The organism is Gemmatimonas sp. (assembly GCF_041689975.1).
Lineage (GTDB): Bacteria > Gemmatimonadota > Gemmatimonadetes > Gemmatimonadales > Gemmatimonadaceae > Gemmatimonas.
On sequence record NZ_JBDNFF010000228.1, the window covers coordinates 43,296 to 62,584 of the forward strand.

Sequence of the window (19,289 nt, forward strand, 5' to 3'; positions counted from 1 at the left end):
CGACAAATATATGGCGTTCACTGCTGGGCGGTAGTGCCCGCGGTCTTCTCGTCGCTGGTTCCAAGCACAGCGCGCATCAGGGCCGCCACATCCAATTTGAACGCCTCCCCTGCGCCAGCTGGCTGCCACGTCACCCACGCTGCGCAGATCTGAGGACGGTCGTCACCCGGCATCCATCGCTCTATCAACTGCGAGTCGAGGTCGACCAGCCAGCATTCGATGCCAGCGCGCTGATAGCGCGGGCGCTTCCGCAATCTGTCGGCACGTGCCGTCGATGGCGAAAGCACCTCGAGCGCTAGATACGGCGCTGGCGGGGCGACCTCGCCCCTCACCACGTCCGCACTCACCGGCGCGATCACCAGGAGGTCCGGTTGCATCAGCGTGTAAGGATCCAGCACCACGTCGTACGGCGAAAACATGAGCTCGCCCACGGTCTGGCCCGTCAAGTACACACCAATTTGAAGCCCTAGCTTGGCGACCGCCCGCTGATGCACAAACCGCGGCATCGGGCTCACAAGTAGCTCTCCATCCACGGTCTCGTAGCGCTGCCCGGGATCGTCTGGCAACGCCCAGACATCCTCCACCGACCAGCGACGCTCGTGCGCGATTGGCATACCCATATTCTGCTCGGCCCTCGGCGTTTTTCGCAACTCGGCAGCACAACAATCATGACGCAACGTGCAGCAGGGGCGACGAAATACTGTCACCCCCCTACGCACGCATGCGCAATTCCACTCAGCCTTTTTTCACTTCCTTGGCCCAGCTGTCCCGCATCCCCACGATCCGGTTGAACACCAGCTTCGCCGGCGTGCTGCTCTCCACGTCGCTCATGAAGTAGCCGGTGCGTTCGAACTGATACCGCGAGCCCACAGGATCGTTCGCCACACTGGGCTCGATCTTGGCATCGGGGATCACCACCAGCGAGTGCGGGTTGAGCACCGAAATGAAGTCCTCGCCTTCAGGCACGGCGTCGGGGTCCGGTTGCGAGAACAGGCGATCGTACAATCGCACCTCACACGATAGCGCCTGCGCGGCGCTCACCCAGTGGATCGTGCCCTGCACCTTCCGACCATCTGGCGCCTGCCCGCTGCGCGTGGCCGGGTCGTACGTGCAACGCAACTCGATCACCTCGCCGGCATCGTTCTTCACGACTTCGTTGCAGGTGATGAGATAGCCGAAGCGCAGACGCACTTCCCGGCCCGGAGACAGCCGAAAGAACTTCTTCGGCGCGTCTTCCATGAAGTCATCGCGATCGACATACAGCTCGCGCGAGAACGGAATGCTGCGGGAACCGGTCTTCGGTCCATCGGGCGGGAAACTCGATGCGTCGAGGTCCTCGACCTGCCCCTCGGGATAGTTCGTGAGCACGACCTTGAGCGGATTGAGCACGCACAACACGCGCGGCACTTCCGTGCTCAGGTCGTTGCGCACGGCATGCTCGAAGGCGCCGATCTCGACGCGCACGTCCTTGCGCGTCACGCCGATCGTTTCGCAAAATTCGCGAATCGCTTCGGGACGCACACCGCGACGACGCAGCCCCGCGATGGTCGGCATGCGCGGGTCATCCCATCCCGTCACGTGCCCTTCGTTCACCAGTCGCAGCAATTTGCGCTTGCTGAGAATGGTGTAGTCGAGCTCGAGCCGCGCGAACTCGATCTGCGTAGGTGGATTGTCGAAGCCGGCTTGCTGTACAAGCCAGTCGTAGATCTCGCGGCTGTCCTTGAACTCCAGCGTGCACAACGACCGCGTGATGCCTTCAATGGCGTCACTGAGTCCGTGCGCAAAGTCGTACAACGGATAAATGCACCAGTCGTTGCCACGACGATAATGATGCGCGTGACGGATGCGCAGTAGCAGCGGATCACGCATGATCATGTTGGGATGCGCGAGATCGATCTTCGCCCGCAGCACGTGGGCACCATCGGCGAACTCGCCGGCGCGCATGCGACTCAACAGCTCGAGATTCTCTTCGACGGTGCGATCGCGATACGGTCCCGGAAGGCCCGCCGACGTCACCGTGCCGCGTCCCGCGCGGATCGCTTCTTCGTTCTGCGAATCGACGTACGCCTTACCGCGCTGCACCAGGAACTCGGCGATCTCGTACAGCTTCTCGAAGTAATCCGACGCGTAGAACAGCCCATCCCACTGGAAGCCCAGCCACTGCACGTCTCGCTGAATCGCTTCCACGTAGCGCACGTCTTCGGTGGCCGGATTCGTGTCGTCGAACCGCAGATTGCAGGTGCCGCCGAACTCCTGCGCAATGCCGAAGTTCAGACAGATCGACTTGGCGTGTCCCATGTGCAGAAAGCCGTTCGGCTCTGGCGGAAACCGCGTGGCTGGCCCGCGACCAAAACGGCCGCTAGCGACGTCATCGGCCACCATCTCGCGAATAAAGTCGCGACGCGGGACGGACGTGGGTTCAGAACCGGTTTCAGGAGCGGAGTCAGACACGGCGGAGATCGAGGAGTGCGGCGGTCGGTACAGCCGTCAATGGGCGACGCGAATCACGAAAACTAATCGCGGCAAGCCGCTTGCCGTGCGGGGTATGCCCTCTGACTGTTCTCCGGTGTATCGGAATCGCATGAGACTTCTCCCGACATCGTCCACGGTGCTGCTGGCCGCCGCGCTGATTGCCGCCACGACCGTTGGCGGTTGCCGGGCGGCCGCGCTGGCCTACGGCCCAGACGTGGCGGCCGCGAAGGCGAACGCGGACGCCTTTGCCGGAGCCATCGAGGCGCGCTTCACGCACGTGGCGCGGAATCCGAAGTTTTCGGCCGCCCGCATGCGCATCGCGCGCTACGCGTTTGCGCCCTCGAAGCTGGGGAGCGACAGCTCGTTGTGGACGAGCATGCGAACCACGCGTTTAGGCGCCGACCGCGATCTCGAGGTGCAGGCCGGCCTGAGCGGCGCGCAGTACCTGTTCACGGCACGGCCTGCGGTGCCGACACCGGTCAAGACCGGCGACTCGCGACACCTGATCGAACTCGAACAGCTCGGCGAGACCGACTGGGCGTGGCGTACGCGTGTGGATCACGCGATCGGCCCGATGCTGCCTGGCCGTGCCGACGACATCACGCGCGCCCTGTTCCTATCGGCCGAGCGCCCGCCGGCAGCGGTGCGGGTCGACTATCGCGCTATGTTGCCTCGAACCACGGACGCGCTGGGTCGCCTGCTCACCATCGACTCGATCGCCACGGCGCCGCAAAGCGACGGCTCGACGCTGGTGACCCTACAGATCACCGTCAGTGGCGATCGTCTCAAGCGTAACTTCCCGGCCTTCGCCAAGTACATCAGCAAATACGTGGAACCGGCCAGCTACCGGTATCGGCTTTCCGACCGCACCGGGTCAGACTGGTTCGACGCTGAGGCGCGGAATCAGTTGCTCACGGTGCGCTTCCGTTCGCACGACGGCCAGCTGCAGCCCATTGTCGGCGCCGCGCGTCGCATGCCCGATACCCTGCAGATTCACGTGGATGCGCTAGCCAAGATCTCGTTCTTCACGGTGGGCGTCACGAACATGCAGGGCGAGTTCGTGCACACGAAGAACGCGCGGGAACGTGGCTGGGCGATGCATTTCACGAAGGACCCGGAGTGGCATCTGCCGCTGATCACCGAGCGCCTGCTCCGCTCGCCGCTCCGCCGTCCCTTCGAGGGGAAAGGCATGCTGTTTACCCTCGGACTCCGCACCGGCCCCGCTGGCCAGACGCTGCTCACACGCGAGTTCGACATGATTGTACGCGAGAGCGCGATCATGCGTTTCCTGGGCAATCTCGGGTTCACCGCGATGAGCGACTACGCCGGGAAGGTCGAGGACGAGGAAAGCCGTTTCATTGCGGAAAGCATGGCCGCGTTTCGGCTCGACGTTGCTACGCTCACGTCGAAGTAAGGAGTAAGGAGTAAGGAGTATGGGGTAGGGGGTAGGGGGTGCGGCGCACCCCCTACCCCCTACTCCTCACCCCGTACTTCGCCCTTCTCTACAGAACGAACCCCCGGCAGCCCGAAAAGGGCCCCAGGGGTTCAAGAACCGCCACGCACACCGTCATTGGAACTCTCCGTCCTACCGAACGGCGGCGGGCTTCATTATCTGTACACTGGACGATGCAGAAGGTTCCCGCGTCCCACCAGCGCCGAAAACGTCACGGAACAGTCTCGATTTCCTGCGTCTCAGTGGAGCTGAGGGGGCTCGAACCCCTGACCTCTGCAATGCGAATGCAGCGCTCTCCCAGCTGAGCTACAGCCCCGGGACCGTGGAACTCACGGCGGTTACTTCGACAAAATGGCCCCGCTCCAGTTGGCGCGGGGCCGATCGGGTAACAAGGGGAAGGTAGCGGCCGACGCACGGGTGTCAAGCGGTGAGGGCGCGGTTCGCACGCGCATCGTTGGCACGTTCAACCGCTTCCGCGCGTTCCGGACTCTCTATGACGACGCCCACGATCCGCCTGGCCGACGCGCCACACGCCCTCGATGCCGATTACGTCCGCGACCAATTGGTGGCGCGCACGGTCGATGTGAACGGGAAGACCTATACCCCCGATGGCGAGTTCGTGCTGTACTGGATGCAGTCCTCGCACCGTCTCGAGGAGAACTGGGCGCTGCGGGCCGCCATCCGCACGGCCGATCGCGTGAATCGGCCGCTGGTGGTTCACCAGGGGCTCGACCCCACCTATCCGTATGCGGCCGATCGGCATCATACGTTCATCCTGCAAGGTGCGCGTGATACGGCACGCGACGCGGAGTCGCGCGGGTTGTACTACCAGTTCGTCCTGCGCCCGCAGCGCGACGACGACCGTCGCGTGGTTGATCGCCTCGCGGCTCGGGCGTATGTCGTGATCACCGACCTCTTCCCGACCGCTGGCATTCGCGAGCGCGTGGAGCGCTTCGCCGATCGTGTGCAGTGCCGCGTGCTCGCCGTCGACAGCGTGTGTACCGTGCCCAGTGGCACCTTCGAGAAGCCGGAGTATGCGGCGCGCACCATTCGTCCAAAGCTCGCGAAGTTGCTGGATCACAGCATCGAGCCCGTTGCCGACGCCTTGCCGCGGGTGGCGGTCAGTGAGGCGCTGCGCGCGTCGCTGCGCGCCACCGTCAGCGAGGGTGGCCTGTCGCTGCTGCCTATCGCCGCGATGAGCGATGCGGACATCGCTGTTGCCGTGAGTCGCTGCGACATCGATCACACGGTACCTGCTGTGTCTTTGATCGGCGGCAGCGTGGCGGCAGCCGATCGTCTCACCGCGTTCGTCTCGCGTGAACTCGCCCCGTACGCCGACCGACGCAATGAGGCGAGCGTGCACGACGGCACGTCGCGCCTGTCGCCGTATCTGCATTTCGGTCAGATCGCGTCGGCGCGCGTGGTACGCGAAGCGCGGGCCAGTGGTGCGTCGCCGGAGAGTCTCGACGCGTTCGTGCAGCAGGTCACCACGTGGCGCGAGCTGTCGTACAACTGGTGTCTCCGCACGCGGAACTATGATCGCCTCGAGGCGCTGCCGGCGTGGATTCAGAAGACGATGGCCGAACATGTGCGCGATCCCCGACCCGTGCTGTACGACCTCGCGACGCTGGAGTCGGCGCAGACGCACGATGCGCTCTGGAATGCCGCGCAACAGGAGCTCGTGAGCCAAGGGATCGTCCACAACTATCCGCGCATGCTCTGGGGCAAGACGGTGCTGTTGTGGACCGAGGACTACGAGCAGGCGCGCTCGTGGCTGTACCTCTTGAACGACAAGTACGCCCTCGACGGCCGCGATCCGAACAGCGTGGGTGGCATCATGTGGTGCCTGGGACTCTGGGATCGGCCGTGGGGGAACAAGCCGATCTGGGGTGGCATCCGCCCGATGGTGACATCACGGGCCAAGCTCAAATTCGACGTCGCGGGTTACATCCGACGCGTCGGATCAGCCGTCGGATCACACGGCGCGCTGGCCCGCTCTCAGGAAAACGGCATGCTGCTATAGAACCCCGTCGGATGCTATTCTAGTGACATGACGACACGTCCTGCCCCTGATCCCAGCATCATCCCTGCCATCGCCGCGGTGCACACTGCCGCCGAACGCTTGCGCCCCGTGCTCGCACCGAGCCGCGTGATTCGCTCCGATGCGCTGTCGGAGGCATTCGGCGTGGAAGTGTTGTTCAAGATGGAGCTCGAGAATCCCACCGGCTCCTTCAAGGTTCGAGGTGCGTACAACGTGCTGGCGGGGCTGTCCGACGAAGAGCGGGCGAAGGGTGTCGTCGCGTCGAGCGCCGGGAATCACGGGTTGGGTGTGGCGTACGCCGCGAAGGCGTTCAACACGCCGGCGACGTTGTACGTGCCGATCAACGCCCCGCAGGTGAAGAAAGACGGCATTCGCGCGCTGGGTACACTGGTGAACGACGAAGCCGTCGACTACGACGCGGCGATGGTGGTGGCGAAGGCGCATGCAGCTCGCGAAGGCATCCGCTTCATCAATCCTTGCGTAGGCCTCGATTTGCTGGCCGGTCAGGGCACGGTGGCGTTGGAGTTGCTGGAGCAGGTTCCTGATATGCGTACCGTCGTGATCTGCACGGGCGGCGGCGGCTTGCTGGGCGGCATGGGCGCGGTGCTGCGCGAACTGGCGCCGCAGGTGCGCATTGTCGGTGCGCAAAGCGTGGAAACGTCGGCGATGGCGCAGAGTCTCGCGGCGGGACGGGTGATCGATACCGTGGTCACCCCTACACTGGCTGATGGTCTGGCCGGTCAGATTGACGCCGAGGCGCTGCATATCGGGCAGTACTGTGCGGACGACATGGTTCTCGTCACCGAGGAGCAGCTTGGCGAGACGATCGCGTGGCTGCACCGGGCGACCGGCATGGCGGTGGAAGGCGCCGGCGCGGTGACCGTGGCGGCGCTCAGGCACGGGAAGATCGCGGTGACCGAGGGGCCAGTCGTGCTGCTCGTGAGCGGCCGCAACATCGACCCCGCCACACTGCAAGCCCAGTTGGACCAGTACCCGGCCTGACGCGCAACGACACGCACACGAGAAAGCCTCCCGGATCACTCCAGGAGGCTTTCTCGTGTCACAAAAACGGCACCTGAGGGTGTTCGCCCATGCGCGGTCAACGCGCCATGTTCAGCGTGCCGACGACTCGTCGCTGCGAGGACTTGCGGGTGCGCGATCCGACATCGGCGCGGCCCTTCCCGACCGATCGCCATCTCGCGCGACCTGCATCGGGACTTCCCGCTCCGTATTCCGTCCGCCCAAACGCGCTTCACGGGCCGCCGCACTGCGCGACTCCCCACCCTCACGGCCAATGGCCGCCATATGAACACGATCGCGACTGACGGTGACACCGCCCTTGCGCCCCGCGTTCCGCGCTTCGTCGGACGACCATTCGTGCGCCGTCCCTTTTTCGTGAGCTGCCCGCCCACCTTTGCTGGCGATCTCGCGCTGACGCGCAGGATCCATAGACGCGAATCCGCGTCGGCTTTTTCCGGTCATACGCCCCCCGGCCATCCGGAAGTCCTAAATGAGTGCGGCTGAACGGGATGAGACGAAGGGCATCCGTCACAAAACCAGCCTGCCGCGGCGATATTGCACCATCTTCCCTGCAAACATCAGGCCGCCTCACGCGGTCCTTCCCAGCAAACCCAGGTAATGCAAGCATGGGGCCGCGTTCAGACGTTTCGCGGACCAAATTTGAACTGGCGACCGGTGGTGACCGCCTATATTGCCGCGATGCCGCTGCTCGTCCGCTTTCTCGGAACCGCCGCTTCCCGTCCGACCGTGGAACGGGGGGTCAGCTCCCTTGCCATCATTCGCGAAGGCGAGACATTGTTGTTCGATTGCGGCGAGGGGACGCAGCGCCAGATGATGCGCTACGGGATCTCGTTTGCATTCGAGGACCTGTTCTTCACCCATGTGCATTCGGATCACATCCTGGGACTTACCGGGCTCGTCCGCACGATGGCGTTACAGGGAAGAACTGAACCACTGAGATTGTGGGGTCCGCGTGGCGCCGGCAAAACGTTGCGTCAATGCATCAGCTTGGGTGGTGAGCGTACCACGTATTCGATCGATATCACGGAGCTGGAAGCGGGAGAGCCGGTGAAACGGCCGGACTATCACATCGAGACGTTCGCCGTGTCGCACGGGCCATCCCAGTCACTTGGCTACGCGCTGGTCGAGGAGGAGCGACTGGGGCGCTTCAATCCGGATCTGGCGCGTGCAATGGGTATCCCCGAGGGGCCGCTCTGGGGACGCATCCACAAGGGCCAGTCAATCACGCTCGACGATGGTCGGGTAATCGAGCCGTCGGCGCTGGTGGGTGAACGACGCCGTGGACGCCGTATCGTGGTGACCGGCGACACGCGCCCATGCGACAACACGATTGCCGCCGCGCACGATGCCGACCTACTGATCCACGAGGCCACCTTCGCCGACGACGAGGCGGCGCGCGCGTTGGAGACGGGGCACAGCACGGCCCGTGAGGCGGCCGAGGTCGCGCACAAGGCCGGTGCGCGCCGACTCGTGCTCACCCACATCTCGGCCCGCTACTCGCGCGACGCGCACGAACTGGAGCGTGAGGCCCGATCGGTCTTTCCGCGCTCGAGCATCGCGCGCGACGGCACCGAAATCGAGCTGTCGCTCACCGAGGAGTTGGCGGTCGTACCTGACGTTGAGAGTGTCGAGGCAAGTCCGTTGAACGGGTGACGCCGAGACGCCGAGATCGCAGAGCACGCAGAGAACCCCGTTCAGCGAACAGAAGAACCGATCACACAGAGCACAAGAGAAAAAGAGAATAAGAGAACTCTTTTTCTCCTGTCCTCCTTTTCTCTGTGTGATCCGTTCCAACGATCCGTCCGCATCAACAGGAACTGATCACGCGGAGGCGCAGAGCACGCAGAGAAACACGCACGCTCTCTTTTCCTCCGCGTGCTCTGCGCCTCGGCGTGATCTGTTCCGAGAACCCCGTGCCAGCGAACCGCATCACTTCACCAGCTGCTTGAGCCGTCGCAAACTTGGCACACGCCACGCCACCGTGGCCACGACGACCAGTGTGGCCACACCGCCCACCACGACGGCGGTGACGGCGCCCCACCAGCGCGCGGTGAGTCCCGATTCGAACGAACCGATCTCATTCGACGAGCCGATGAAGATCTGATTCACCGACGACACGCGGCCCAGCAGTGCTTCGGGTGTGCGGATCTGCAGCATGAGACTGCGTATCACGACGCTGATCATGTCGAATGCGCCGGCCAGCGCCAGCGCGCCAAGCGAAAGCCAGAGATTGCGACTGAGTCCGAACAGGATCGTGCACGCGCCGAACCCGGTCACCGAGATCAGCAGATTGCGGCCCGTATGCGCGAAGGGCGGCCAGCGCGTGAGCGCGACACTCGTCATCACCGCGCCGACTGCGGGCGCGGCGCGCAACAACCCGAGTCCCGATGGACCGGTATGGAGGATCTCAGCCGCGAACACCGGCAGCAGCGCGATCGCGCCACCGAACAACACGGAGAAGAGATCGAGTGTGAGCGCCGAGAGCAGCAGCGGCTCGCCGAACACAAAGCGGAGCCCACCGGTGATCGAACGCAGAATCGGCTCGTCGGTCACCTCGCGCACCGGGGAGCGATGACGTACCGACAGGAGCGCACCGACGGAGAAGGTCATCAGTACGGCATCTACCGCGTACCCCAGCGTCGTGCCTCCCAGCGCATAGAGCCCTCCGCCCAGCGCCGGGCCGATGACGGCGGCCAGTTGCCAGCTACCGGTGCGCCAGGTGATCGCATTGCTGTACAGCGTACGCGGCACCAATTCGGCGCTCAGCGCCTGGCGGGCCGGCTGCAGGAAGGCACGGGCGAGACCACTGAGCACGATCACCGCGTAGATCGCGCGGACGCGCGCAGGCGCCGTGAGCGCGAGGTTGCCGATCGGCGCGGGATGCGCCAGCCACCATAATCCGAGCGAACAGAGCACCAACACGGACAAGGCCATCACGGCGATGCGGCGCCGATCGTGGCTGTCGGCCACATGCCCGGCGAACAACGACATGCTGATCGCGGGCAGCGCTTCGGCCAATCCCACGATCCCGAGCGCCAGCGGGTCATGAGTGAGATCGTAGATCTGCCACCCGACGACCGTCCCCTGGATCTGGATGCCAAGGGTCAGCGTGAACAGCGCCAGCAGATAGCGGCGGAAGTTCGGGATGCGCAGCGCGGCGTACGTGTCGCTCGGCGCGCTGTCGGGTATTCGGTCCACGCTAGCGATCGGCACGCGCCTCATCCTGACGTTCTTCGAGTCGGCGACGACGTCGCGCCAACGCGGCACTCTTGCGGCGGGACTGACGTGCCGGCAACGAGTCGGTCATTGGGTGCGGGAGAACGCAGTCGTGCGCACCAGAGGTGTTGTACTCGGCGTACGACGCGGCCCGCGACGCGACCATCCGGCGCGCTGCACCAGTCCGTCCAGCGAGGTCGAGATATCGAATGCGCGGGACAATGCAGAACGCGCGGCGCTGTCGATCGGTGGCGTATCCAGCGGGATCAGCTGATACGCGGGCGCGGCCACGGTAGCAATCGGCCACTCGTGCGACTTGCCCACGGCACCGCCGATCAGCACCAGGGCGAGCGCGTCGCCGTCGGCCGACGGGCGCGCGGCGATCTCGTACTTCGCGCGATCCCACGTTACCCGCGTCGAGTCCTTGGCCCATTCCGGCAGGGTGGCGCGCACCGACTTCCACCACGCGGGTGCCTTCACCGTGATCGGCGGCAGGTAGAGCGCGAGCGCCTCGCCGTCCGTGCCATGTCCGGGCACCATGAACGCTACGGCTGGATCGCGACCGATGTCGGTGATACCGAAGCTGATCGAGTCGAATCGGAAGCTGTCGAGCGATTCGGTGGCCACCGCGGCGCGTTCGTCACCCGCCGCCCCGGCGGTGCGGATCGAGTCGATCAACTGCGCGAGAGACGCCCGCGCCGCGACCGTCACGCGCCGCGCTTCGTCGGTGCCCACGAGCACGTCCAACGACGCCGTGGCACCACTGCGCACGTCGACAACCATTCGACGACCTTCATGCCGATGAGGCGGACCGCCATTGATGTCGACGTTGAGCAGATGCTCGACGGTGAGATAGGGTCCGTGTACATCGATGATCTCGATTTCGTCGTTCACCACCGTACGCGGATCGTCGGGCAGTTCCTCGTCGGCGGGATCGATCTCCGCATCGCGGGGATGCGCGCGGCGCCACACGGCGAGTTCGCGCATCACGGTGGAGTCACCGAACAGCTGTGTGCTGTCGCGATGCTGGAGTTCGCGTGACCAGAGCCGCGCACTCGCGAACGAGGCGTCGGGATACTCGGCGCCATCGTCGCCCAGGAAGATCTCGAACAGCCGGCCATCCACTTCCGTGAGCAGGATCGGCGCGCTGCGCACACGCATGCCGTCGCCGCCACTGCGTACCCAGTATGTCGAGTCCCCCGCCGCAAACAAGAACTCGGCGGGCGGCAACGCCTCACCTCGCGAGGCGCGATCGCTGCAAGCGGCAACCGCACTGGCGGCCGCGATGGCGGAGAGCGCCGTGTACACGCGGGTGCGTCGCGTGAGATGACGCATGATGGGCGGCATCATTCAGGCGGTTCCTTCGACAAGCGCGCGCACGCCATCTATCAGGCGCGTCATCTCAGCGGTCGTCGTGTAGCACGAGCAGCCCGCACGCACGAGTCCCTCGTGCGCCAGACCCAGGCGACGCGCTACGGTGGTGGCGTAGAAGTCGCCATGGGACACGTAGACCCCACGCGGCCCGAGGAATCGCGCGACCTGCTCCGACTCGTGTCCTTGCACGTGAAACGACACGGTCGGCGTGCGCGCGGTGCCCGGCGGTGGTCCGAATACCGTGACGCCCTCGATGGCATGCAAGCCCGCCCACAGTTCGCGCAGCAGCGAGTCGCCGCGCTCGTGCAACGCGTGCATTACCGTGCCGAGTCGCTCGCGCCGCGATGCCGTGTCATCACCCGCGAGACCGGCCAGGAAATCCACGGCTGCCGCAGCGCCGAGGATGCCTTCGTGATTCTGTGTACCGGTCTCGAGGCATTCCGGCACGTAGTCAGGGGCCGGCTCGAGGCGCGGTACATCGAGCGCCGCGGTGGCCGCATGTCGGCCGTAGCAGATCCCGATGTGTGGACCATAGAACTTGTACGCGCTACAGAGCACGAAGTCGGCGCCGATCGCCTTCACGTCCACCAGCGCGTGCGGCGCGAGGTGGACGGCGTCCACTACGGTGATCGCGCCGACGGTCTTGGCCAGTGCGACCACGGCCGCCACATCGCTCACGGTGCCCAGGATGTTCGAGGCCGCACCGATCGCCACTACTTTCGTGCGCGGTGACAGCAGCGACTCGAGTACTCCCGCTTCGTGGCGGTATGTTTCGAGATCGAGCGGCAACCACTTGAGCACGGCGCCGCGTTCCTTCGCCAGCGCCTGCCAGGGCGCCACGTTGGCGTGGTGATCGAGTTCCGTGACGATGATCTCGTCGCCGGGCTGCAGCGTGCGGCCGATGGCGCGCGCCACGTGGAACAAGATCGTGGTCATGTTGGCGCCGAATGAAATTTCACCCGGCGTCGCGCCCAGGAAATCGGCGAGCGTTACCCGCGCGGCGGCCAGCATCGCATCGGTCTCGACGCTGGTGGGGTACGCCCAGTGCGTGTTGGCGTTGTGATGCAGCAGATAGTCGGTCATCGCATCGGCGACGACGCGCGGCACCTGTGTGCCCCCAGGTCCGTCGAAGAACGCCACTGGATGCACGCCTTCACGACGCGTCAGCGCCGGAAAATGCGCACGGATCGCGTCAACGGACGCCACACCGGCCGTCCTCATGACGGGCGCCCGCCGATCTGTGCGCCGCCGAGCCGCTCGACAACCCTGGCCACTTCCACGTGATCGGCTTCCTCGCCGAGTTCGTTGTGCGCCATGCGGAACAACTCGGCCGTGAGCTGCAGCAAGGGCGACGGCACCTGATGTTCGCGCGCCAGCTCCGCAGCGATGCCGACGTCTTTGTCGAGAAGCGCCAGCCGGAACGTGCGCGGAAAGGCACGCGTGAGCACGCGCTCGGGGAAGAGATTCATGCTGGTATTGGAGCGGCCGCTCGAGGCGTTGATCACGTCCAGCGCAATCTCGGCTTTCACTCCGGCCTTTTCGAGCGCCACCAAACCCTCGGCGGTACCCCAGATGTGCATCGCGAGCATGGCGTTGTTCACCGCCTTGAGCGCATCACCGGCACCGACCGCCCCGCAATGCACGATGCGCTTGCCGAAGCACGCCAACACCGGCTGCACGCGTTCCAGTGTGGCCGCGTCGCCACCCACCATGACCGTGAGCGCACCCTGTTCGGCACCGGCAACGCCGCCCGACACCGGCGCATCGAGGAAACCGATGCCGCGTTCGGCGAGTCGCGCCGCCATTCGGCGAGAGGTCGCGGCGTCGCCAGACGTGCAGTCCACGAGCACGGCGCCTGACCGCATCGTGGTCAGCATCCCATCGGGGCCATCGAGCAGCGCCTCCACGTTACGCGACACCGGTAGACAGGTGATCACAATATCGCATTCGCGCGCGGCGTCGGCCGGAGTGAGCGCGTGGCGCACCCCCAGTTCGTTCGCCATCGCTTCCGCCTTGGACAGTGTGCGATTCCACACGGCCAGATCGAATTCGGGACGCGCGAGGTGCCGGGCCATCGGAGCACCGATGGCGCCGAGTCCGAGAAAGGCGACGCGGGGCATTGAAAGACGGGTGAAGGGGCAGAGCGCCGTCGATCGGCCGGTTGAGGTAGCGGGGCCGATCGGTAAGATTGAAAGATGCCACGTCAACGGATCCATGTGCAGCTCGACGGCCTGGTGGCCGTACACGCCGTGCGCGCGGTGTGGACGGCGTTGGGGGCCGTGCCCGGGGTGCTGAGCGCCGAAGTCACGATGCAGGGCGCCGTGCTCGAGGTCGAGGGCGAGCTGGATCGCGCGGCGCTGGACGCGGCGCTGGACGCGGCGGGGGTGTCGGTTCGGAGTCTCCGGGTCGAGACGAGAGTCCTGCCGGTTCTGTAACGAGCCGTAGCGCCACCCCGACCGGCTGCACGAGGCCTTCTCCGGGTGGCTTCTATCGTCACGTGCGTACCACTAACTTGACCTCTGGACTGCCGCCCTTCGCCGATGCCACCTCACGCCAACAAAGACCGACCGCTCGCGGCGCTGATTGTTCCGGACTTGCTCGAGCTGCTTCAGGAGCACCCGGAAAGCATCGGACCGCAAACGGAGGAAATGCACCCGGCCGACCTCGCGGACATCGCCGAGGCGCTGCCGGTCGACATGGTGCGCGCATTCCTCTCGGCGCTGCCGAAGGAGCGGGCGGGCGAGGTGCTCGAGTATCTCGACGAGCAGCTGCGAACCATGGTGCTCGAAGAGCTGACGGCGGTGGAAGCGGCCTCGCTCATGTCCGAGATGACGCCCGACGAGCGCGCCGATGCGCTCGAGGAGCTCGACGACGAGACGGCGGACGACATACTCGCCGAATTCGAGCCGGCGGAGAAGGCGGAAACCGAGCGCTTGCTGGAGTACGATCCGTATACGGCCGGCGGTCTCATGACCACCGATTTCGTGTCGGTCGACGAGAATCTCACCGCCGAAGAAGCACTGGTGGCGGTCCGGGCGATGTCACGGGCCGGTCGCCGCGAGGCCATGTACACGGTCTACACGATCGACGGGAACGGTCGCCTGCGCGGCGTTTTGTCGCTGCGCGAACTGTTGGCCTCACCTGACGGCACGCCACTCAGCGAGCTCGCGTGGAGCGAGGTGGTGAGCGTGGCGCCCGACATGCCGCAGGAGGAGGTGTCGCAGATTACCTCGAACTACGACCTGGTGGCGCTGCCGGTCGTGGATTCGGAAAAGCGTCTCTTGGGCGTGGTGACGGTCGACGACGTGATCGACGTCATTCAGGAAGAGGGCACGGAAGACGCGCAGAAGTTCGGGGGTATGGAGGCGCTCGAAGAGCCGTACATGCAGATCGGGCTGTGGCAGAACGTGCGCAAGCGCGGAGGTTGGTTGGCCGTGCTCGCCGTGAGTGAGATGTTCACGGCGTCGGTGATGGCGCGCTACGAAGCCGATATCGGTCGAGTGTTGCTGCTCTCGCAGTTCATTCCTCTGGTGATGAGCTCCGGCGGCAATTCTGGCTCACAATCCACGTCGCTGATCATTCGCGCGATGGCGCTCGGCGAAGTCACGCTCGGAGACTGGTGGCGCGTCGTGCTTCGTGAAATACCGGCCGGCATCATTCTCGGTGTACTGTTGGGCGCGATCGCCTTCTGTCGCATCATCCTGTGGAACTCGATGGGCCTCTACGACTACGGACCGCACTCGTTCATGATCGCGGTTACCGTGGGCCTCGCGTTGGTGGGAATCGTGCTGGTGGGTTCACTAACGGGGTCGATGCTACCGTTTCTTTTGAAGCGGCTTCGATTCGACCCCGCGTCCGCCTCGGCACCGTTGGTCGCGACGCTGGTGGACGTGTCCGCGATCAGCATCTACTTCGGAATCGCGTACAAGCTTCTCAGCGGCACGCTGCTGTAGGTCGCAAACGACTCTTCTTCCCGAACCACGATCAGCGCATGGCAAAAATTCTGGTGACCGGAGCCGCGGGCTTCATCGGTTATCACACCAGCGAACGGCTGCTAGCTCGCGGTGACGAAGTAGTGGGTCTCGACAACGTCAACGACTACTACGATCCTACGCTGAAGGAGGCGCGGCTGGCGCGACTCGCCAGCAAGCCGGGATTCCGCCTGTTCCGCATGGAGTTGAGCGACCGCGACGGCGTGGAGCGTCTCTTCCGCGAAGAGCGCTTTGATCGCGTGATCCACCTGGCCGCGCAAGCCGGCGTGCGCTACTCGATCACGAATCCGCACGCCTACATCGAGAGCAATCTCGTCGGGTTCATCAACATCCTCGAGGGCTGCCGGCATCACGGCGTGCAGCATCTCACGTACGCGTCGTCGTCGAGCGTGTACGGCGCCAACACGGCGATGCCCTTCTCGGTGCACCAGAACGTCGACCATCCGGTATCGCTGTATGCGGCGACTAAGAAGGCCAACGAATTGATGGCGCATACGTACAGCCATTTGTATGGACTGCCGACCACGGGACTGCGCTTCTTCACGGTGTATGGTCCGTGGGGACGTCCCGACATGGCCATGTTCCTCTTCACAAAGGCTATTCTCGAAGGCCAGCCGATCGACGTGTTCAATCACGGCAAGATGCAGCGTGACTTCACGTACATCGACGATATCGTGGAAGGCGTGATCCGCACCAGCGATCACACGGCTGAACCGAATCCCGACTGGGATTCCGACGCGCCCGACGCGGCCACCAGCAAGGCGCCGTACCGGCTCTACAACATCGGCAACAACAACCCGGTGGAATTGATGTATCTCATCGAAACCATCGAGAAGTCGCTGGGTCGCGTAGCGGAGAAGCGCATGCTGCCGCTGCAGCCGGGCGATGTGCCGGCCACGTATGCCAACGTGGACGCGCTCGTGCGTGATGTCGGCTTCGCACCGAAGACGCCGATCGAAACCGGCGTGGCGAACTTCGTCGCCTGGTACCGCGAATACTTTCAGATCGGAGACTGACGCTTCATGAAGATCGCCATGATCGGCACGGGCTACGTCGGCCTCGTGTCCGGTGCGTGTTTCGCGGAGTTCGGCCCTGACGTGACGTGTGTGGACGTCGACGCCGCGAAGATCGATCGGCTGCTGCGAGGAGAGATCCCGATTTACGGACCTGGTCTCGACCGCTGGTGGCCGAGGGCATCAAGAACGGGCGCCTGGCATTCACGACCGACCTCGCGAAGGCGGTGTCGGAAGCGGATGCCGTGTTCATCGCCGTGGGTACGCCGTCGCGCCGCGGTAACGGGCACGCCGACCTGCGTTACGTGGAGGCCGCGGCGATCGAAATCGCCAAGTCGCTTCAGGGATACACGGTGGTTGTCACGAAGAGTACGGTGCCAGTGGGCACCGGTCGCCGCGTAGCCGAGATTCTTCGCGGTGCGAATCCGACCGCCGACTTCGATGTGGCGTCGAATCCCGAGTTTCTGCGGGAAGGCTCCGCGATCGGCGACTTCATGCGTCCTGACCGTGTCGTCATTGGTGCGGAAACCGATCGCGCGCGCGAGGTCATGAAGGCGTTGTATCGTCCGCTCTATCTCATGGAGACGCCGGTCGTGATGACCACGCTCGAGACGGCGGAGCTCACGAAGTACGCGGCCAACGCGTTTCTCGCCACGAAGATCACGTTCCTCAACAAGATGGCGGATCTGTGTGAGAAGGTCGGCGCGAATGTACAGAATGTGGCGCGCGGCATGGGGCTCAACGGGCGCATCGGCAAGAAGTTCCTGCACGCCGGGCCGGGCTACGGCGGCTCGTGCTTTCCGAAGGACACGGTGGCACTGGTGCGCACGGCGCAGGAGCACGGTTCCCCGGCGCGCCTGGTGGAAACGGTGATTCAGGCGAATGACACTCGCAAGGGCGCGATGGCGTCACGCGTGATCGCGGCGTGTGGTGGCTCGGTGCGTGGAAAAACCGTGGGCGTGTTGGGCGTGGCCTTCAAGCCCAACACCGACGACATGCGTGAAGCACCGAGTCTGGCGATCGTGCCGGCGCTGCAGGATGCGGGGGCCGCGGTGCGTGTCTACGATCTGGCCGCCATGCACGAAGTGGGAACGCTGCTACCGGGCGTGCATTGGTGTACCGACACGTACGACGTCGCGGTCGGTGCCGACGTGCTGGTGATCATTACCGAGTGGAACGAGTTCCGTGGGCTCGATCTCGATCGCATCGGCGCCTTGATGGCGCACAGGGTGCTGGTCGACCTGCGCAACGTGTACCGCGGCGAGGATGTACGACAGCATGGCTTCACGTACACGAGCATCGGTCGGCCGTAACCGTCGAGTCTGTTCAGTCGTCTCGCGGTCGCACCGCCTTTTCGTTCTGCGCGTTGCCCAAGCCGCCCATGTCCCGGCCGATGTCATAGTCCGAAGACGGTCCGCCTGGTCCGCGCCCAGAGCCCCACGTGAACGCGACGTAGCCCACGAGAAACACCAACGCGAAGCCGAACCATTGCATGGCGTACGACTGGTGCGGACCTTCTGACGGCGACGGCGGTGGGACGCGCGCGGCCTTCGCGAGGTCGTACATCGCCGTGTCTCCGAGCGCGAGCAGCACGAAGGGCGCGAGCGGATGACCGGTGAGCGTAGCGATGGTGTCGTGGTCGAGCAAGCGAACGGCGCGTGTGGCCGTCCGCATCTGCACCGTGCCCGGGGTGTGCGCGGGGAACGAAATCACCAGTGCCTCGAGGTCGAGCGTATCGGATTCCCGCGCCTTGTCGCGATCGAACGTGCGCCCGTCGGGGGAGTACACGAAGCCGCGCAACACGAGCACGGCGGTATCGCCCCACTTGCCGTCAAGCGGCCTCACTGGCGTGAGCAGGTGCACACCAGGTGAGCCGGCCTGCGAGCGCGTGGCATGTACGACTTCGCCGGCGTAATCCGCCACGCCGCGAATGTGCACGCGGCGCCAGTGCGAAGCGGTCGTATCGACACCTTGGAGCGTCGACACGCTGACCACTGGCATCGTACCGCGTGCGAGCACGATCGCGTTCTGCGCCCGCCGCTGCGTGAGCCGATCCAGCTGCCAGATCCCCAGTCGAATGCACACGGCGGCGGCGATCACCGTGAGCACGCCGAACGCCAACGTCTTCGTGCCGCGACGACTCATGTTTCCGTAGCGGAAAGCGAGGAAGGCGAGGACGGCGGCGATACGTTCTTCGTGCTCGATGGACGGGGAGCCGGGCGAACGGGCGAGCGTTTGGTCTCCGCCGACCTCGCCGACGTCTTCTTCGCCGTCTTCTTCGCCGTCTTCTTCGCCGTCTTCCCGAGAGGCGGCATCACCGGCTTGGCAACCACTGTCCGAGCAGAGGCTGCAGAATGGGCGACGTTCCCGACGTGCTCCTTCTTCGACGGATTGGCGGTTTTCGCCTTCTTGGGCGCCTTCGGCTGCTTCGCGTCCTTCGACTCCTTCGGCGGTTTGGGTGCCTTCGGTGCCTTCTTCGGCTTCTTCGGCTTCTCCGGCTTCTCCGGCTTCTCCGGCTTCGGCTCCTTCGGCGGTTTCGCTGATTTCTTCAGTTTCGGCTCCTTCGGCGGTTTGGGTACCTTCAGCTCCTTCACCTCCTTCGCCGGCTTGTCCTTCTTCGACCGCGATTTTCCAGCGCCCGGCAACGAGCCCGCGGTGTCACCCGCGGCACCCGCGGCACCCGCGGC

The 19,289-nt window shown here is 64.9% G+C and carries 16 protein-coding genes, 1 tRNA gene and 1 pseudogene; 9 read left to right on the forward strand and 9 right to left on the reverse strand.

What is annotated here, in order from left to right; all coding sequences use genetic code 11:
* Nucleotides 1-17: 17 nt before the first annotated feature.
* Together ACESNG_RS14450 and ACESNG_RS14455 are read right to left on the reverse strand one after the other, a co-directional pair.
* Nucleotides 18-614, reverse strand: a complete 597-nt coding sequence (locus ACESNG_RS14450; RefSeq protein WP_373069501.1) for a Uma2 family endonuclease — start codon at nt 612-614, stop codon at nt 18-20.
* 121 nt (nt 615-735) lie between these two features.
* Nucleotides 736-2,451, reverse strand: a complete 1,716-nt coding sequence (locus ACESNG_RS14455) for a glutamine--tRNA ligase/YqeY domain fusion protein (protein ID WP_373062578.1) — start codon at nt 2,449-2,451, stop codon at nt 736-738.
* A 130-nt stretch (nt 2,452-2,581) separates the two neighbouring features.
* Here ACESNG_RS14455 and ACESNG_RS14460 point away from each other — a divergent pair, with 130 nt between their 5' ends.
* On the forward strand, nt 2,582-3,886 hold the full coding sequence (locus ACESNG_RS14460) for a hypothetical protein (RefSeq protein ID WP_373062576.1): 1,305 nt from the start codon (nt 2,582-2,584) through the stop codon (nt 3,884-3,886).
* Nucleotides 3,887-4,168: 282 nt separating this feature from the next.
* Here the strand turns inward: ACESNG_RS14460 and ACESNG_RS14465 are convergent.
* Nucleotides 4,169-4,241 (reverse strand) — tRNA-Ala (locus tag ACESNG_RS14465).
* Between the two features lie 177 nt (nt 4,242-4,418).
* On the opposite strand from ACESNG_RS14465, the gene ACESNG_RS14470 reads away from it, so the two are divergent.
* The gene (locus ACESNG_RS14470; protein ID WP_373062574.1) at nt 4,419-5,948 is read left to right on the forward strand and encodes a deoxyribodipyrimidine photo-lyase; all 1,530 of its coding nucleotides are present in this window, start codon (nt 4,419-4,421) and stop codon (nt 5,946-5,948) included.
* A gap of 27 nt (nt 5,949-5,975) precedes the next feature.
* A complete protein-coding gene (locus ACESNG_RS14475) occupies nt 5,976-6,968 on the forward strand; it encodes a threonine/serine dehydratase (RefSeq protein WP_373062572.1) in 993 nt (330 codons plus the stop codon).
* 111 nt (nt 6,969-7,079) lie between these two features.
* Here the strand turns inward: ACESNG_RS14475 and ACESNG_RS14480 are convergent, their stop codons facing one another.
* On the reverse strand, nt 7,080-7,448 hold the full coding sequence (locus tag ACESNG_RS14480) for a KGG domain-containing protein (protein ID WP_373062590.1): 369 nt from the start codon (nt 7,446-7,448) through the stop codon (nt 7,080-7,082).
* Between the two features lie 237 nt (nt 7,449-7,685).
* Here ACESNG_RS14480 and rnz point away from each other — a divergent pair, with 237 nt between their 5' ends.
* Nucleotides 7,686-8,660 (forward strand): ribonuclease Z, encoded by a 975-nt coding sequence (gene rnz / locus ACESNG_RS14485; protein ID WP_373062570.1) that lies wholly within the window; start codon nt 7,686-7,688, stop codon nt 8,658-8,660.
* 276 nt (nt 8,661-8,936) lie between these two features.
* Here rnz and ACESNG_RS14490 read toward each other — a convergent pair whose 3' ends face one another.
* The 4 genes from ACESNG_RS14490 to ACESNG_RS14505 all read right to left on the reverse strand — a co-directional run bounded on the left by ACESNG_RS14490 (nt 8,937) and on the right by ACESNG_RS14505 (nt 13,813).
* Nucleotides 8,937-10,220: an MFS transporter gene (locus ACESNG_RS14490; RefSeq protein WP_373062568.1), complete on the reverse strand. Its 1,284-nt coding sequence runs from the start codon at nt 10,218-10,220 to the stop codon at nt 8,937-8,939.
* Nucleotides 10,221-10,310: 90 nt separating this feature from the next.
* Nucleotides 10,311-11,573: a hypothetical protein gene (locus ACESNG_RS14495; RefSeq protein ID WP_373062566.1), complete on the reverse strand. Its 1,263-nt coding sequence runs from the start codon at nt 11,571-11,573 to the stop codon at nt 10,311-10,313.
* The gene (locus ACESNG_RS14500; RefSeq protein ID WP_373062564.1) at nt 11,574-12,803 is read right to left on the reverse strand and encodes a cysteine desulfurase-like protein; all 1,230 of its coding nucleotides are present in this window, start codon (nt 12,801-12,803) and stop codon (nt 11,574-11,576) included.
* An 11-nt stretch (nt 12,804-12,814) separates the two neighbouring features.
* The gene (locus ACESNG_RS14505; protein ID WP_373062562.1) at nt 12,815-13,813 is read right to left on the reverse strand and encodes an NAD(P)-dependent oxidoreductase; all 999 of its coding nucleotides are present in this window, start codon (nt 13,811-13,813) and stop codon (nt 12,815-12,817) included.
* Here ACESNG_RS14505 and ACESNG_RS14510 point away from each other — a divergent pair.
* The 4 genes and pseudogenes from ACESNG_RS14510 (at nt 13,793) to ACESNG_RS14525 (ending at nt 17,915) form a co-directional block, all read left to right on the forward strand.
* Nucleotides 13,793-14,032, forward strand: a complete 240-nt coding sequence (locus ACESNG_RS14510; RefSeq protein ID WP_373062560.1) for a heavy metal-binding protein — start codon at nt 13,793-13,795, stop codon at nt 14,030-14,032. The genes ACESNG_RS14505 and ACESNG_RS14510 overlap by 21 nt on opposite strands.
* 105 nt (nt 14,033-14,137) lie before the next feature.
* Nucleotides 14,138-15,550, forward strand: a complete 1,413-nt coding sequence (gene mgtE / locus ACESNG_RS14515) for a magnesium transporter (protein WP_373062558.1) — start codon at nt 14,138-14,140, stop codon at nt 15,548-15,550.
* A gap of 38 nt (nt 15,551-15,588) precedes the next feature.
* A complete protein-coding gene (locus ACESNG_RS14520) occupies nt 15,589-16,605 on the forward strand; it encodes an NAD-dependent epimerase (RefSeq protein ID WP_373062556.1) in 1,017 nt (338 codons plus the stop codon).
* Nucleotides 16,606-16,611: 6 nt separating this feature from the next.
* A pseudogene (locus tag ACESNG_RS14525) lies at nt 16,612-17,915 on the forward strand (UDP-glucose dehydrogenase family protein).
* Nucleotides 17,916-17,928: 13 nt separating this feature from the next.
* Here ACESNG_RS14525 and ACESNG_RS14530 read toward each other — a convergent pair.
* Nucleotides 17,929-18,747: an SURF1 family protein gene (locus ACESNG_RS14530; protein ID WP_373069503.1), complete on the reverse strand. Its 819-nt coding sequence runs from the start codon at nt 18,745-18,747 to the stop codon at nt 17,929-17,931.
* A 51-nt stretch (nt 18,748-18,798) separates the two neighbouring features.
* On the opposite strand from ACESNG_RS14530, the gene ACESNG_RS14535 reads away from it, so the two are divergent.
* Nucleotides 18,799-19,289: hypothetical protein (locus tag ACESNG_RS14535; protein WP_373069505.1), on the forward strand; the 491-nt coding region annotated here is incomplete at its 3' end.

Coding starts and splice junctions, on each gene's coding strand:
- rnz (WP_373062570.1), top strand. CDS start 7,686: ATGCCGCTGCTCGTCCGCTTTCTCGGAACCGCCGCTTCCCGTCCGACC.
- ACESNG_RS14530 (WP_373069503.1), bottom strand. CDS start 18,747: ATGAGTCGTCGCGGCACGAAGACGTTGGCGTTCGGCGTGCTCACGGTG.
- ACESNG_RS14460 (WP_373062576.1), top strand. CDS start 2,582: ATGAGACTTCTCCCGACATCGTCCACGGTGCTGCTGGCCGCCGCGCTG.
- ACESNG_RS14520 (WP_373062556.1), top strand. CDS start 15,589: ATGGCAAAAATTCTGGTGACCGGAGCCGCGGGCTTCATCGGTTATCAC.
- ACESNG_RS14475 (WP_373062572.1), top strand. CDS start 5,976: ATGACGACACGTCCTGCCCCTGATCCCAGCATCATCCCTGCCATCGCC.
- ACESNG_RS14495 (WP_373062566.1), bottom strand. CDS start 11,573: ATGATGCCGCCCATCATGCGTCATCTCACGCGACGCACCCGCGTGTAC.
- ACESNG_RS14480 (WP_373062590.1), bottom strand. CDS start 7,448: ATGACCGGAAAAAGCCGACGCGGATTCGCGTCTATGGATCCTGCGCGT.
- ACESNG_RS14510 (WP_373062560.1), top strand. CDS start 13,793: ATGCCACGTCAACGGATCCATGTGCAGCTCGACGGCCTGGTGGCCGTA.
- ACESNG_RS14450 (WP_373069501.1), bottom strand. CDS start 614: ATGCCAATCGCGCACGAGCGTCGCTGGTCGGTGGAGGATGTCTGGGCG.
- ACESNG_RS14505 (WP_373062562.1), bottom strand. CDS start 13,813: ATGGATCCGTTGACGTGGCATCTTTCAATCTTACCGATCGGCCCCGCT.
- mgtE (WP_373062558.1), top strand. CDS start 14,138: ATGCCACCTCACGCCAACAAAGACCGACCGCTCGCGGCGCTGATTGTT.
- ACESNG_RS14470 (WP_373062574.1), top strand. CDS start 4,419: ATGACGACGCCCACGATCCGCCTGGCCGACGCGCCACACGCCCTCGAT.